Origin of the sequence: Microbulbifer sp. SH-1 (assembly GCF_011326135.1) — a bacterium.
Lineage (GTDB): Bacteria > Pseudomonadota > Gammaproteobacteria > Pseudomonadales > Cellvibrionaceae > Microbulbifer > Microbulbifer harenosus.
On the sequence record NZ_CP046948.1, the window covers coordinates 4,060,363 to 4,076,850 of the forward strand.

Annotated in this window: 8 protein-coding genes; 4 read left to right on the top strand and 4 right to left on the bottom strand. The window is 47.6% G+C overall.

Annotated features, from left to right (window positions below; translation table 11 throughout):
- Positions 1-64: 64 nt before the first annotated feature.
- The gene (locus tag GNX18_RS16800; protein ID WP_166219567.1) at positions 65-2,422 is read right to left on the bottom strand and encodes a beta-glucosidase; all 2,358 of its coding nucleotides are present in this window, start codon (positions 2,420-2,422) and stop codon (positions 65-67) included.
- A 274-nt stretch (positions 2,423-2,696) separates the two neighbouring features.
- Positions 2,697-5,378, bottom strand: coding sequence for a TonB-dependent siderophore receptor (locus GNX18_RS16805; protein WP_166219569.1), 2,682 nt, complete (start codon positions 5,376-5,378; stop codon positions 2,697-2,699).
- 443 nt (positions 5,379-5,821) lie between these two features.
- On the opposite strand from GNX18_RS16805, the gene GNX18_RS16810 reads away from it, so the two are divergent.
- Positions 5,822-6,607, top strand: a complete 786-nt coding sequence (locus tag GNX18_RS16810) for a DeoR/GlpR family DNA-binding transcription regulator (RefSeq protein WP_166219571.1) — start codon at positions 5,822-5,824, stop codon at positions 6,605-6,607.
- Between the two features lie 161 nt (positions 6,608-6,768).
- Here the strand turns inward: GNX18_RS16810 and GNX18_RS16815 are convergent, their stop codons facing one another.
- A complete protein-coding gene (locus GNX18_RS16815) occupies positions 6,769-7,029 on the bottom strand; it encodes a hypothetical protein (protein WP_166219573.1) in 261 nt (86 codons plus the stop codon).
- The gene (locus GNX18_RS16820; protein ID WP_166219575.1) at positions 7,030-8,688 is read right to left on the bottom strand and encodes an AMP-binding protein; all 1,659 of its coding nucleotides are present in this window, start codon (positions 8,686-8,688) and stop codon (positions 7,030-7,032) included.
- 671 nt (positions 8,689-9,359) lie between these two features.
- Here GNX18_RS16820 and GNX18_RS16825 point away from each other — a divergent pair.
- The 3 genes from GNX18_RS16825 (at position 9,360) to GNX18_RS16835 (ending at position 16,445) form a co-directional block, all read left to right on the top strand.
- Positions 9,360-11,075 (top strand): cytosine permease, encoded by a 1,716-nt coding sequence (locus tag GNX18_RS16825; protein ID WP_205827980.1) that lies wholly within the window; start codon positions 9,360-9,362, stop codon positions 11,073-11,075.
- 83 nt (positions 11,076-11,158) lie between these two features.
- Positions 11,159-13,498 (top strand): glycosyl hydrolase, encoded by a 2,340-nt coding sequence (locus GNX18_RS16830; RefSeq protein ID WP_166219579.1) that lies wholly within the window; start codon positions 11,159-11,161, stop codon positions 13,496-13,498.
- Positions 13,499-13,964: 466 nt separating this feature from the next.
- On the top strand, positions 13,965-16,445 hold the full coding sequence (locus tag GNX18_RS16835; RefSeq protein WP_166219581.1) for an alpha-L-rhamnosidase: 2,481 nt from the start codon (positions 13,965-13,967) through the stop codon (positions 16,443-16,445).
- Positions 16,446-16,488: the final 43 nt, after the last annotated feature.

Below are 16,488 nucleotides of genomic sequence, written 5' to 3' on the forward strand. Positions count from 1 at the left end.
ATTGACAGGTAAAACAGACAGAGGCCTTAAATTTATAAAGCTCTGCCGTTTAAATCATTACAGTCTATTTGATAAAAATATCTGTAAGATCCGTATCTGCTGAACTTCCACCAACATAAACAGTAAATTTGCCCTCTGGAATAATCCAGGTTCTCTGCTTGGTGTCGAATGATGAAATTGCCAATGGATAGTATTCCACTGCCACGGTCTTACTTTCGCCAGCCTCAAGAGTTACGCGGGACCAGCCTGCTAGTTGTCGTGGAACCAATTGTTCACGGACAGGAAGCGACACATACACCTGAGCTACTTCAGTGCCCTTGATATCCCCAACATTCTTGAGCGTAAACTCCACGCCATTTTCTGTCGTGATCAAATCCGAATATTCAAATTCAGTGTAAGAAAGTCCATGACCGAAAGGAAATAGGGGTTCCTTACCATTTTTTTCAAACCATTTGTAACCAACTAGAGCACCTTCACTGTAATGGATGTCAAAAGGTGCTTTAATCTTAAGGTTAAGATCAGGAAATATAGAATTCGTATCAGGAACCATAGGGACATCGATTCCATGTATTACCGGATGCGGCAAGTCAATTTCAGATTTCGGAAAGGTTATCGGCAATTTACCACTAAAATTGACATTTCCAAGCAGTAGATTTGCTATCGCTTCGCCACCTGCGGCGCCAGGAAACCAAGCAGCAATAATTGAGTTGACCTTATCGACCCAGGGCATTTTGACTGCACCCGATGTTTCCAATACAACGACAGTTTTATTATTTACTGCTGCAATGGATTCAATAAGTTTGTCTTGTTCATATGGCAATTCAAGACTAGTAACATCGCTATGTTCTGCAGATGGTGAGTATGCAAAAACAATGGCCATATCCGAGTCTGTCGCCAAAGCCGAAGCTTTCTTCAGATCGTTACCGCTATCGTACACAAACTGAATATTCGGCGCTCCGGCACGCAATGCCGCTAGAGGTGATGACGGCCACCAAATTTGCGGAAAGTGAATTTCTTCAGGTGTTATGAGTGTATCTGTCCCTTTGGATTTAACAGCATTTCCCCCCGGGGGATCTACCTGTCCGGAACCACCACCAGTTAGAACCCCTACATCTGCATGACCGCCAATTACCGCTACAGTTTTCATATTCTTTGCAATCGGTAGTAGCGAGCGTAAATTTTTCAGAAGAACGGCCCCTTGCTCTTCAACAGTTCGAGCGACATTAAGGCCATTCGCAACGTCAACAACGTGCATTTTGGGGGGGTTATCTACCACTCCAGTAGAAAACATACTTCGCAGTATTCGACGAACGGAGCTATCGATCTTGCCTACAGGAACTTTACCAGCTAGAACAGCTTGTTTTAGAGGTTCACCAAAATACTTTGACCCCGGCTGCTCTTGATCAAGGCCAGCCATAATGGAATTCACGGTTGAATGGGCTGCGCCCCAGTCGGTAACAACCCACCCCTTGAACCCCCATTCATCTTTCAATGTATCGCTCAACAGTTCCTTATTTTCACATGACTGTTGTCCCCAGACACGGTTATAGGCACACATAACCATAGCTGGTTGGGCCTCCCGTACGGCAATTTCAAATGCCAAAAGGTCACTTTCCCTAGCCGCGCGATAATCAATCTCTATATTTGCACTATGTCGCCCGGTTTCCTGATCATTCAGCGCAAAGTGCTTTAAATTCCCGATAACATTCTGATCCTGCATTCCGCGTATTGCGTGAGCGGTCAAAAGGCCGGTGAGAAGTGGATCTTCCCCTCTATATTCGAAGGCCCGACCATTCCTCGGTTCGCGCATCAGATTCGCACCTCCAGCTAATGAGGCATTGTAGCCCTGAGCGCGTAACTCCTGCCCCACCAGAGCCGCATAATCGTATGCAGCCTTCTGACTCCATGTGGAGGCCTCAGCAATTGTCGAAGGCATTAGAGTTGAATAGCGACTTTTCGTCGCCCCCCTTGTCACCCCGACGGTTGAGTCGGCCATATTGAGATCGGGAATCCCTAAGCGCGCTATACCAGGTACAAATCCTGCTCCTCCGTTTGAGCCCTCTGGTATAGGAAAGAATCCCCCCCCATGCAGAAGTTGAATTTTTTCTTCCATAGTCAGTTGGTCAAGAACCAGCTTTGCCCTGGTATCTGGATCAAGCTTCCGATTCATCCATGGAAAGTCTTTTTCTGATTCGGCCGCACTGCGAGAAAGATCCATGACGATCGGTTTGGTATTCCGATCTCCACTCTGAAGTTCTCCATGAGCTAGCGTGGATAGAAACGCAGCCAATGTCCCATAAATGTATTTTCGTAGTTGCGAAATATTGATAACTCTGGTTGCCACGGAGCCATATTTGTCTGAGTGGGATACAGGATAAAATTGTTTAGTATTGTCAATACGCCGGCGTATACATTTAAACATTCATTACTTACCACAAAGAGGATATATAAATAATTTTTTATCTACTGAAATTTGTGAAACTAGGCCTGATAAGAAGTAAATCACCAAAGCGACTGTAGTCATTATAAATATGAAACTGGATACGTTACATATTCTTAAATTGACACGTTGTGTTTCCAAGAAAAATGGCCTCTATAAGAGGCCATTTTTCTTACATCAATGAATCCAGCAGTATGGATTTAGCATAATCCATTGCGCATAGATCTTATCTGGAGAGCTGTAGCGATGTTTCCAATTAAAACTTCTTGTTAATTCCTAGGATTGCCAGTCGACCTAACGTTGAACCGTTGGTAAACCCTGGGAGACTACCGAGCTCTGTGCCACTAAAGAACGGCGGTTCCTCATCCAATACGTTTTTTACATTGAAAGTTAGAGAGGTGTTTTCAAGAGCCCCTTGGCTTTCAAGGTTATACTTGAAGAACAGGTCCATGGTGTCGAATGAGCCTACTTTGCCTTGCTCCCCGAACCTTGCGGTAGTTACAACGGGATCAAGTTCATAGCCACTCGTGTGGTTCCAAGTTGCCTTTGCCGTGAAGTTGTCGAGCTGCCAGCTTAAAGATGCTTGCAGAGCCAATTCGCTTTCCCCTGGGGCCTCCAGGACATCTACGAACTCTTGTCCAGGTCCGGACATAACTTCACGATGAAGGGTATAAGTACCACCCAGTGTCGCCAGTAAACTACCGCTCGCTACATCTGTCAGATAACTGGCATTGAAGTCAACGCCATTCTGCTTTACTTCTGCAAGGTTGTTTCTGCGGAAGTCCAGAATTGCGTATACGCCATTGCCGAATCCAGGTGTGTACAGTGTCTCAATGGGGACCCCAATATACGGAGCCCCAGCGACTGCAGCCTCAACCTCTTCCTGTGACGGGTTCATCACCCAGTAAGGTGCTGTCGCGTCTGTATAAAATGAAGTATTTAGGGAAATCTGATCCTCGAAATGAATGTCGTAGTATGAAGCACTAAGTGTCAAACCGGGCACAAACGGCAGGTCAATCTCGGCACCCAATGACCACGTTTCAGCCTTTTGTGGATCCAGATCAGGGTTACCACCCAGCAGCGTAATCAAATTCTGGGCCATTGATGCCGGGGGAACTGCCGGGTTCAACGCCAGGAATGCAGGCAGTGACTGAGATCGTGTATCAGGTGCGTGTGTATCTGCCAGGCTCGGCGCCACAAATGACTTACCCCAGTTACCGCGGATGGTCACACTGTCGACTGGAACGTAAGTAAATCCAACTTTGGGATTTGTGGTGTCGCCGAAATCGGAATAGTTGTCATAGCGACCGGACACGGACAGTGTAAGCTCCTGAATACCGGTAACCGCATTTTGACCACTTACTACAGGGACAACAAATTCAGCAAATACCGACTCGATGTCACGGTCAGCGCTTGTTGTATTGGCGCCTGCGGCACCAGTTGTAGCTGGGAACTCACCATAAATAATGTCACTGAGCCCCTGCGCCGTGTATTCCGCTCCAAAGGCGACACCTACAGCACCTGCGCCAGTTTCAAACCAATCGCCATCCGCAACAAAGCGGACATTTGTCATTTCCTGTGTTCCAGAACCGATAAAGTTTCCGAAAGCACCGACCACCGCATTGGGGTCCGTTGAACGGGGGTCATATGGGTTAAGTGCGCCAGAAGCAATTACAGCACGCTGTCCTGCCCCATTGACCAACTGGTTAAATGACTCGGTTGAGCTTTCACCATAACTAGCTTGCGCTTGCAGTCTCCAACCATTCGCCAGAGAGAAGGTCAGACTTGGCAGCACTTGGAATGCTTCCATGTTGTTGGTTTCCCGATCATCAATCAGACCGGCATAATTAAACTTAACAGTTTGGAATCCCACATCACCGGCGACTGGGGTATAGCCCGGGAACACCACACCACCTAACGCACTACAAGTAGCCCCCAAAGCTGGCGAACAAATTACGACAGTCTGACCGCCGCCGCCGGCATCATCGCTTTCGGGATCTGCCCACGATATGCTTTCACGGTCAGAATAAAAGGCTTTCAGGTCGAAATTGATATTCTCAGAGATATCCTGAGAAAACCCGGCGAAGACAGAATGGCGAGTTACCTCTGGATAGAAAGTAGCGTCATCAGTCACATCACAATCTGTGATTGTACCCGGTTCCAGATTTGGTAAGGCATGAGGTGTCGAGCCGGAAAAAACTGTTCCGGAGCCACACTGGCCACCGTTAACAGTGACTTGCTGCATGAAGTCTTTATCTCGCCCATAGATCGCTTCGTTTCCTGCATAGGTATAAGAAACAAAGGCAGACCCCGAACCCCAGTCATGTCCAGCGCTGAGATTCAAATCGACCTGGTCGTACGAACTCTCTACACCGTAGTTCGCTGATATCTCTACGCCATCAAAATTTTTGCGTGTGATAAAGTTAATTACACCACCAACAGCATCCGATCCATAGATGGAAGAACCCCCATCAGTAAGCACCTCTACGCGCTCAAGCATTGAAGGAGGAATTACGTCGGGGTCAGGAGAAGTAGCGAGAAGCCCGGCGTTGATAAGGCGGCGCCCGTCCATAACCACGAGAGTTGTCGCGGCAGCAGAGGGACCAAAATTGCGCAGGCTTGGAGCAAGATTCAATGCACCGCCACCAGTAAGTGCGCGAACATTGTTAAAGTTACTGGATACTTGTGGAATTGATGCTAGCGCCTCACTGGCAGACATTGCACCCGTGGCTTCAATGCCTTCCAGGTCCAGGGAGACGACGTTCGCACCGGTTGGTGCTATGCCCCGTATTAATGTGCCGGTAACTGTGACCTCTTCGAGGTCAGTTTGCTGAGCATCAAATGCGCCATTCTCAGCTTGCTCCGATTGGGCTACCGATTTAGCCGCTATCAGCATCATCATGGCCGTGTACAAAACACGTCTTTTGCTATTTATCATTATTATCCACCTATTTTTACAGGCTATTGTTATAAGCCCCAAATAATGAGGCTCACTCTCCGATCATCATTTCGTCACACACTATCATTACCAATCATCTTAGGTCAACAAGATCCACATTCGATCTTCGTGCGTGCCGAGTACTGTAGAAAAGTGCGCCATACAGCCAATATTACCACGACAACAGAAGTACTGATCAAAAGGTGATCAGTCGACTCGTACAGCTCGAAGATACGTGATTCATCTTCGTAATAAGTAGGCCCCAAACCAAGTAAGCCTCATGTTTCTGCTCTTCCCTCTTGCCGCTATCTAAGTGCACCCTGAAGGTGCTACTAAGTAAGAACTGACCAGGAGTTCAGTCAATTCCATGCACAAACCGTTGCATAATCAATCACAAACAGCTAAATTTCGCTGAATTTGATTGATACGAAGGCGACCACTCAGTGCTGGAAAAACAACGACATCAGCTCATACTCGATATTCTCGATGAGCGGGAATTCGCTAGCGTGCGACACCTAACTGAGGAGCTGAATTCATCGGAGGCAACCATTCGCCGTGATTTGCTGAAAATGTCCGAGCAACAGCAAATCGAGAAGATTCGAGGTGGAGCTCGCTCGTTACATACGAAAGGCTCTATTCACCGCCCCCATATCAGCGGTGACGCCTTCCTGGTATCAAAAGAGAAACAATCGGACGCCAAAAGATTGATCGCTAAACGAGCCGTGGAGCATTGTGAGGATGGCGAGTCCATCATTATCAATGGCGGCAGCTCAACCTTTATGATGGGGGAGTTCTTAGCGCAGCGTGAATTGAGCATTCTTACGAACTCATTTGTGCTTGCTCAAGAGCTGATTGAAAATAGTAGCAATCAGGTCACCCTGCCGGGTGGCGAAGTGTATCGTCGCCAAGGCATTATTCTTAGCGCGTATGAGCAGGACGCCATTCAGCATTATTCCGCCAGCAAGATGTTTATGAGCACATCCGGAATAGTAGAGATGGGAGTTACAGAGTCGGACCCTCTTCTAATTACCGCGGAGCAAAAATTACTTCGCCAGGCCGAGCAGCTTATTATCTTGGCTGACAGCTCGAAGCTGGACAAGCGCAGCAAGTTTATACTGTGTCCGCTTGATCAAGTAGATCTACTCATCACAGATAGCAAAGCTGATCCAGCTATTATTAAAAAACTAGAAAAGAGAGGGGTAAATGTTGAGGTCGTGGAGCTTCCGTGACCCTTGAATGTTGTTTTTGTGATTGAGTTTTAACCCGGAAGATTACTCTATAACCTGGCATTGCCAATGATCACGTCAATGAAAATCAAGGCCCCTGCTTTACGGGCGGCTCAAATGAATCCTGTTAGCTAAATCCATACTGGCGCTCCAAAGGAAAATTTTCACTGTCCGTTTGAGTGCACGTAATCATCCCCATTCGACATTAAATTATAAAAACACCATGAATTTAATGCTGAGATAGAAATGCCCTCTAAAGGATACCACCAGCATACCCCCCTCTCTATCTCAAGGGGCAATGCCGGCACAATGTTTTCTTGACTACCATTTTCAGGTATAAAATTTACCGCCAATGCAACTCCGGAAGCTAGGGCCGCGCCATTAAAAATTTTCATGGTAAGCCCTGGTGAAAGCTGGCGTTTCATTTAGAGCTCGCCTGCAATTTGACGCTCTTTATAATGCTGAGCCGCTAGTTGATTTCTGACCACGTAACGCTGAACCTTACCCGAAGGAGTCTTCGGTAAGGATTCCAAGTAATGTATTCTCCGCGGATAGGCATGTGCGGCGTACTTTTTCTTAACCCAATCCTGCAAGGTAGCAGTAAGGCTTTCGGATGATGGGGTGCCGGAACGCAGTACGACTGCAGCAACCAGTACCTCACCTCGAATTTCATCAGGTACAGCAACGACCGCGCACTCGATAATTGATGGGTGGCTGGCAAGGACTGACTCGATTTCAAATGGGCCGATTCGATAGCCCGCCATGATAATTATGTCGTCATCGCGAGACGCGAAGAAAAAATCACCTTCACTATCAGTGCGAGCTAAGTCCCCGGTAAGATACCAACGTCCATCCTCAGAAAATTTTTCTGCAGTTTTAGCTGGCTCATTTACATATCCATCAAACCAGGCCAGCGGGCTATGATGTAAATCAATAGCTACGCATCCCAATTCTCCTTCGTCGAGAGCCTCCAGATTTTCAGTAGAGACCACTTTTGCAGACCAGCCGGGAAGTTCGCAGCCCATAGATCCATCCTTAAGGTTGCGGCTCAGCGGTGTGTACTGGAGGTTGCAAATGGTCATCCCGGTCTCTGTCTGCCCGTAGTGATCGTGAACTTCCACGCCCAAATTGGCTGAAGCCCATTCGTTTACTTCTGGCGTTAAGGGCTCCCCTGCACTGGAGGCGCAGCGCAGGGAAATTCCTGCAGGAACGGGGGCAGATGAAGCGCGAAGAGATCTATAGACCGTTGGCGCTGCAGCAAAATTGGTAACTTTAAATTTGGAGAATATATAGAACGTTGCCTCAGCAGAGAAATTTCCTTGGTACATCACACTTTTGACGCCGGTCAAGAAGGTGCCAATTACCCCGTAATAAAGGCCGTATGCCCAGCCTGGATCAGCACCGTTCCAGAAGACATCATCTGGATTCAATCCCAAGCCGAACTCCATATATGCATAAAAGGAAGCTAAGGCGCGCTGAGGAACGATGACCCCTTTTGGTGTACCTGTTGTTCCTGATGTGTATATCTGTATCAGGGGGGCATTTCCACCTAACGTGGCACGCTCAATCTTGGGATAGTTGGTTTCAACCAAGATACGAAATGATTCAGCTTCCGAGGTGGTATCGCCCGTCGTTATCACTCGACAAGGAAATCCCTGAAGCTTGCTTCGTTGATCTTCATCGCATACCACTAAGCGACTTCCACTTGCTTCCAGCCGCATTTCGATGGCAGGTGGAGCAAAAGCCGTGAATAACGGGACGTGTACAGCTCCCAAGCGCCAAATTGCTTGTAGGGTCACCAAAAATGATCGGCTTTTACCCATAAGAGTCGCTATCCGATCACCCGCCCTGAACCCGATAGCATAAAAGGCTGCAGCAAGTTTCTCTGACTCCTCGCGCAGCTCGCCATAGGTGATTGAACTAGCTGTTAAGTCCGATGCTATTAAGGTATATGCCGTGAGCTCGGGAGGGTGCCGATCGCAAAGAAGATAGGAGGCACTAGCTTCTGGGGCGCCGTACTCACCTAAAAGCTGCTTAACTCGCTCAAGGGAGGCTGGGGCCGTGCCCCTATTTGTCACTGTCATTCTGAGACCCTGCCAAATTTCTTGGTGTTGTTATTGTGTGCAAGTTCTGGGAAGTGACCATCCGCGAAACCGGTGTGGCGATAATGGGAGGGGACGCATGAGCACTTCATCGCTCATGATAAGTCATAATCCACCAAAAGCAATCTCATTGCTTCAGGCCGTACCTGCGCCGATGTACAGCTCGAACACCGACGACTTGCAGGCTTTTCGGTAACCGGATGCCCTCTCTGCCACGAAAAGCTTGTGAAGTTTTCTCTGGAGCTGATCCAATTTTCCTGACTGACCGGTTTCTGTTCCGGTGGTACCCGCAGAACTGGCCGCCCCCCCCTGAAATCATTCAATAGTTCTTAGGGGGGTACACCCGACCACATTTGATGCCATCTTCCCAGCCAATCCTGTTTGATTGATTTCCAGCCCTTTCGGGCCGGAAAATCACCTTGTAACGATCACTTGCAATCATTTAATTGCACCTGCAATCACACATCGCTACAATCGATCGAGTTTCGACTATTGCTAAATCGGACTGTACTCGAGTCCGGAGTGCCCAGGGCCGCCACACTGGGGCCCCAAATATAAGAAAAATGAATAAGCCGCCACGTCGCGGCCCGCGACAAAAATGTATAAGCTGACATTTCACAGCTACTCATAAAAACGTATAAAAAGTGAGCATGATGAGCACCCAGGAATTTGAGAGAGAACCGGTCCGCCCGGAAAAACTGCAGCCCGCCAGAAACTTTGCCGCAAGCTACGCAGGTGAGCATGTTGCGGGTACTGAATTTGTGATTGGCGCCATGTTCGTCACATGGGGAGTGGGCACCGGAGACATACTTACCGGGCTACTTTTGGGTAACCTCCTTGCCGTCCTTAGTTGGGCATTGATCTGTGCACCTATAGCGGCAGACACCCGGCTAACGTTGTATGCCTACCTCGAAAAGATCGGCGGACCAGGCACCGTCAAAATCTATTCTGTTGTTAACGGGATACTGTTCTGTATTCTGGCTGGCGCCATGATTACGGTATCTGCCTCTGCGGTACGCATCCTGTTCGATCTCCCGTCGCAGGTTCATTGGTACCCAACCAGCGTCGGGTTTGTACTGGTTGCTCTTCTCGTAGGTATCGTTGTCGTCGCTATTGCGATGCGGGGGTTCAGACGTGTGGCTCAATTCGCCGAAGTCTGTGCTCCTTGGATGATCCTGATGTTCCTTGCAGGCTCCCTCAGCATGTTACCTGTACTCGTCGGAGCAACGCCGGGTATCAGCTCCATTGAAAACTTTTCTCAGTTTAAGGCTATCGCTGACACCTATATTTGGGTCGAAGGTGAGAGTGAGATGGGGATGTGGCATGTGGCCGCATTCGCATGGATCTGTAACCTCTCAATGCATGGCGGACTGTCTGACATGACCGTCCTGCGATTTGCCCGAAAAAAGCAATACGGATACTTCTCAGCGTTTGGCATGTTCGTAGGCCACTTCCTTGCGTGGATTTGGGCTGGAATCATGGGGGCCGGGGCGGCGTTGCTCATGAAAACCACTGTCACGGAGCTTGACCCTGGCGCAGTGGCATTCCAAGCACTGGGCGCTGCGGGAATCTTGGCAGTAATTATCGCCGGCTGGACTACGTCAAACCCCACAATCTACCGTGCGGGCCTGGCCTTCCAATCGATAAACCCATCATGGAATCGGACGAAAGTAACGGCGGTAGTGGGAGCTGTTACAACCGCCATTGCCTGCTTCCCATTTGTATTCAGCAAACTGATGGATTTTGTAGGTCTGATGGGGCTCCTTCTATCTCCCGTCGGCGCAATTATCGTAACTGAACACTGGGTATTTCCAAAAATTGGAAAAACCAGATATTGGGCTCACTATAAGAAGCTTACGACCAACATTGCTGCAATTTTTACCTGGATGAGTGCACTACTTATTGCATTTGTACTCAATCAGTTGGGTTTACACCTGTTCTTCCTTTTGATTCCCACGTGGATATCAGCAATGCTGATATACACGGTCATGGCATCACGGATGGGTGCGGCTGGTGATTATCGAGAGCAAGCAGCAATCGATACCGCGGCCGAAGAAAAACGAAAGAATGAAGAAAAACGGTACCTGCAAGAACTTGCCGATAGCAAATTCAAGGGCCATGGGAATATACAGCCCAGCATTTTTATGAATATGTGGGGGGCATTATCTCTCGTAAGCCTTGGCGCATGCCTACTTCTCGCTGTATTGGCCTATGTCGGCATCATCACGCTTGATGAATTCCGAAATGTATTAATTTGGCCGACTCTACTGTACTTCGTCAGTGCAACTCGCTGGGTTATTTACAGAGAGTCGACTCAAGAGTCTCATTCTTCAGTGAATGTGGCCGGCGACACCCCCGACTTGGCTTAACTTGTCAGCGACGTTTCATGCATATGGCTCACCAAACCAGGTGAGCTATATGCAGCGTTTTCCGAAGTTTTAAGGAGTTTTCCATGTTCAACCCTAAACTGATTTACGCCGGGCTGGTCAGTGTCTCGCTTTGTATTGATGCGGCTTTTGCCCAAGGGCTGGATCCCAAAGTGTTCATGGAGCCGCCTTCAATCTACCGGCCGACGATTACCATTGACGAAGGCGCTGGCTACAACGCCCCCTTAGAGCAGGCGGCCGAGCGGGCCATAAAGGACCTGCAAGCAGGTGGAATTCTCGTAAGTCCACAAGGCGACCCAGAACGGAAAAAGCCTTTTGATTTCGCGACCCTTTCCAAGCTCCGTGTTGGATTGCTTGACGAGTATCCAGAACACGCGAGTCCATGGTTACCAAAAGCACTTCCCGGTGAAGCACGGTTTGGTAGTTACCTCAATGATGGCAATGCCGGGCCTGGAAAGCCGCCGAGCCTTGGGTATATGACGCCTGAGTGGTTCTCCACAATAGATAAAATACTAGATGACACGAAGTCAAATGACCTTTATGCCATCTATTACGATGAGGCAGGCTTTCCAAGCGGAAGTGCTGACGGAACAATTCCTCCGGAATACTACCGGAAAGTTCTACATCGTCAGGAGCTAACTGTTTCTGGAGGACAACCCTACAGTTCTGAACTGGATCCAGAAACGAAAACTTTGGCTTTAATCGCAACTGATACATCAACCGGGGAGCGTGTAGATCTTCTCGCTACCGCAGAAAACAAAAAGGTCTCTTGGGTGGCACCTCCGGGAAATTGGAGGGTTCAGCATTATTACGTTGCCACCTCATCAGCGAAGGGCACCAGCCCGGACTATTACGGTACCGCGGACTACCTAGATCCAGAGGCTACAAAATGGTTTATCAACGCCAGCTATAACCGTGCGCATGAAGGATTTTCAGATCATTTCGGATCAACAATCAAATATACATTCTTTGACGATGTGGGCATTTTCAATGACGAAAAAACCTGGCACCCATCTATAGATGAGCGTTTCAAGGAAATAACGGGGAAGCCCGCGGCGAAATACTATCCTGCGCTATGGGAAGATATTGGGCCAGAAACCGCGGCGGCTCGTGTCGGATTCTTCAAAGCAAGATCGGAAATTCTAGGCGAAACCTTTCCTAAGCTCATTACCGATTGGGCACACGAACACGGCGTAAAATCTACTGGGCACGCTCCGGGCAACTATGATCTGCAACCAACAGACACCATTGGTGACCCCTTCAAGTTTTATGCCTACACAGATGTCCCAATGGCTGACGTACTTTGGGGGGTAGGCTTTGCAAGAGGGGGGTTCAAACTGATTAGTTCCGTCTCCGCAGAAAGAGATCTTCCACTTACTGCTGCTGAAGCATTCAGTGTCAACAATGACGCCAATGGCTATCGTCGGATGATCGAACTATATATCAGAGGTTTCAATCACTTCATTACCGGTGCTCGGCAACCATCCACACCGATCAGTACCCCGGCAGAATTCAACCGCTGGGCAGGTCGAAGCTCTTACCTTCTTCAGGGAGGCCGGCACGTAGCTGATATTGCCATTCTATTCCCAATTGAGTCTTTGCAGGCGTTCTATGCATTCAATGCGAAGGAACATTCGGCAGATCTTCCATCAGGAACTTTCGCCTACCAAAATGCGGACTATCAGGCGATTGGTGAAATGTTAGTTAGTCAATTACATCGCGATTTTACTTTTATCCATCCTGACACACTCGCAAGCGATAAGATAAAAGTGGAAGGTAAGTCACTGGAGATGAAAAATCGCGTCAACAACGAAAAGTATAGAGCCCTGATTCTTCCGGGTGGAGACGTCATATCTGCTGATACGCTGCTAAAAATCAAAGAATTCTGGAATAACGGTGGGACTGTAGTTGCAACTTCCCAGCTGCCTTCTCGATCAGCGGAGTTTGGAAGAGACTCTGAAATTCAAAGTTTGGTGTCCGAAATTTTCGGAAGCTCCCCGAGCTCCAAGATAAATTTGAATTCATCGGGCGGAAAATCTGCATTCCTTGAAAAGCCTGATCCAGTCTCAATTGAGAAAGTACTTGGCCAGGCAGGGATTACTCCCGATGTCGCGTTTTCCAATAAACCGATCCCAAAATCTGGAAATGGTCAGTTTGGATACATTCATCGTCAGCGCGAAGGCAACGATATCTACTATTTTGGAAATTCCAGCGATGAAACTGTAGAGACGACAGTGAAACTTCGTGGTCAATTCAAAGCTTTATCTCTGTGGAATCCTCATAACGGAACATCAGTGCCGGTCAAGAAATCACGTAGAGTCAAGCACAATGGTGAAATCTACACAGAAGTTTCATTGTCAATACCAGGGGTTTCATCCATGGCCATAATTGGCTCACAGGGTTAAACGTCGAATAAGACTGGAGGCTGTCCCTTACAGAGCGGGCAGCCCAAGCTATTTCAACTCACAATCTCCCTGATTAACCACATAAAACGGTCTCGAAGCCAGCAACAACTACAACTTCTGGCCGCCAAAAGACCGGTTACATGAATTAGAAATAGCGTGGTAGATATTGATGAAGCCGACGAGACTTTTCTGTGCCTTCTTATTGACATCCGTCTTAGCAGGCTTCCAATTCCAGACTCAGGCAGCGGCGTCTTCGCCAAAGCCGCCTCCACCCGCTGCACTGACTGTTAATGAGGGTCGAGTAAATCCTGTAGGGTTTCACGATAGTACCCCCAGATTTTCGTGGAAGCTTCAGGATGGTAGGGTCGGGGCGCTCCAATCGGCATATCAAATACAAGTCATTGAAGAAAATTCAACAAAAGAATCCATTCTATGGGACTCAGGCAAGGTAGCGTCAGAGCAGTCCGTGTACGTAGATTACAAAGGACCTGAACTGGAATCACGCAAGCGTATTGGTTGGAAGGTGCGCTACTGGGATCAATTTGACGAAATTTCAGATTGGTCAAAAATGTCAACTATAGAAATGGGGCTAATCAATCCTGATGATTGGAAGGCATCATGGATCCATGCAGATACGGAAAACTTCAAAAGTAATAACCACGGAAATCCGGCGGTATATCTTCGCAAGTCATTCAATATCGAAAATGTACCTGATTCTGCACGACTCTATTTGACCGCCAAAGGACTTGTTGATTTTCGAATCAATGGTCAGAAGGTGTCAAGTGATGCATTCATCCCTGGGTGGACTAATTACAATCAGCGAATAGACGTGTACACCTATGAGGTTACTTCGCTATTGAAACCAGGAGAAAACATCCTCGCGGCTAGCATCGCAGATGGGTGGTATGCAGGAACTATATCCGGACAGCACTACGGAAAATACCCGGAACTACTGGCACAGCTCGAATTCCTTACAAATGAAGGAAAGATCGAGAGGACGATCGTAACAGATAAGTCATGGTCCTATACGCTGAATGGACCAATTACCATGGCGGATATTTACCATGGCGAAGACTACGATGCGCGCAAAGAAATCATCAACTGGGATACCTCCTCAGCATCTGGCAAAGATCAATTTTCGCCAGTTGCCGAAAAAGCACTAGATGACGATGTACAGTTATTGCCAAAGCCATTCAGAAGCGTCCGAGCAATAGAATCTCTTCCATCAAAGTCCGTTCATCGGACAAAAGATGGAAGCTTAATCTTTGATATCGGCCAGAATATTGCTGGCTGGATTCACATCAATCTTCCGGGAAAAAGTGGACAGCAAATCCAGATCCGGATGGCTGAAATGTTAGAAAAAGACGGAACCCTATACCGAGATAGCTATCGTACGGCACGATCGATGGCAACCTATATTCCCAAGCGAGATGGGCTTGTCGATTACAATCAAACGTTCACATTTTTCGGATTCCGATATGTAGAGATATCAGGTTACGACCAATCCAAAGAGCCTAATTTGGATTGGGTAACAGGAAATGTACTCCATACTGATTTCCCAAGAACTGGAACGTTTACATCCTCAAACAATAAACTCAATCAACTCTATCAAAACATCGTCTGGGGTCAGAAAGGGAATTTTCTCGATATACCTACGGATTGTCCTCAACGGGATGAGCGTTGGGGTTGGACAGGCGATGCTCAAGTGTTCACACCTACCGCACTGTTCAATTTCGATTCTCATGCATTTCTGGTCAGCTATCTCGATACGATGAGATCAGAAATGGGGAAGGATGGCAGTGTGCCATCTGTCGTTCCAAAGGCCCACCTTGACATCTTTGGAAATTCTGCGGGATGGGGTGATGCGGCATTTATCATTCCATGGGAATTGTATCTCCGTACTGGAGATCTTGAAGTATTAAAGAATTTCTACTCCATGATGGTCCGTCACTTTGACTACTACGATCGAAAGGCAAAAGGAGGGCTAGTGGATGAACCAAAAAGTTTTGCCGATTGGCTACAGCCAAAGCGTTATGGTAGCGATACAGTAGGTTGGGATGAGCGCAGTGGAGAAACATCAACGTATCTCATCGCCAGTAGCTACTACGGCCTCGGAGCCATGATTCTGGAAAAGTCTGCAATGGCATTGGGGAAGCAAGACGATGCTGCACGCTTTAGCATTGCATTTACAAAAACTTCGAGTGCAATCCAGAATACATTTTTTGATTCCAATGGAAAATTTATAGCAGGTACAGAGACACAGACCGCCTACCTTCTTCCATTAGCGTTTGAATTGTTGGATTCCGAGTTTTCCAAAAAGGTCGCCGCACGTCTTTCCGAGCGTATTCGACAGGATGGAAATCAATTGAATACCGGATTTCTTGGGACGTCTGTTCTCATTTCTACTTTGGAGAAATATGATCTTTTAGATCAAGCTATAGCTATTCTTTTTTCAAATGAATATCCAAGTTGGTTTTATTCTATTGATCAGGACGCAACTACTATCTGGGAAAGATGGAACAGCTACTCCAAAGAAAGTGGTTTTGGCGATGCCAGTATGAATTCTTTCAACCACTACGCGTACGGTGCGGTAGGAAAGTTTCTATTCGAAAGGTTAGCCGGTATCACACCTACAGAACGCGATCCGGGCTATAAGCAAGTTTTGATCAAGCCTGTTCTCAACGACCTTGTGCCTTTACATTCAGCTGGCGCCACTTTGGAAACTCGATACGGAACAGTTGAAAACAGTTGGAAACGTATGCATAACGGCTGGGAAGTAACATCTACTATCCCCCCAAATTCGACAGGTAAAATCATTATCTCCGCACTGCCATCTGATATTTCTCTATTATCTGGGGATCTAGATTTTACGAAAAATTCTGAGCAGTCAGAGGCCATAGCGGGTCCAGGAACCTTTAGATTCTTCGTAAAGCAAAAAGGTGGTTGATCTAAAACGCGGAACTTATAGAAAAGTTTCGAAGGTGCCAGGT

Excerpts from the sequence above, each read along its gene's own strand:
- GNX18_RS16800 (WP_166219567.1), bottom strand. The coding sequence starts at position 2,422 with ATGTTTAAATGTATACGCCGGCGTATTGACAATACTAAACAATTTTAT.
- GNX18_RS16805 (WP_166219569.1), bottom strand. The coding sequence starts at position 5,378 with ATGATAAATAGCAAAAGACGTGTTTTGTACACGGCCATGATGATGCTG.
- GNX18_RS16815 (WP_166219573.1), bottom strand. The coding sequence starts at position 7,029 with ATGAAACGCCAGCTTTCACCAGGGCTTACCATGAAAATTTTTAATGGC.
- GNX18_RS16820 (WP_166219575.1), bottom strand. The coding sequence starts at position 8,688 with ATGACAGTGACAAATAGGGGCACGGCCCCAGCCTCCCTTGAGCGAGTT.
- GNX18_RS16825 (WP_205827980.1), top strand. The coding sequence starts at position 9,360 with ATGAGCACCCAGGAATTTGAGAGAGAACCGGTCCGCCCGGAAAAACTG.
- GNX18_RS16830 (WP_166219579.1), top strand. The coding sequence starts at position 11,159 with ATGTTCAACCCTAAACTGATTTACGCCGGGCTGGTCAGTGTCTCGCTT.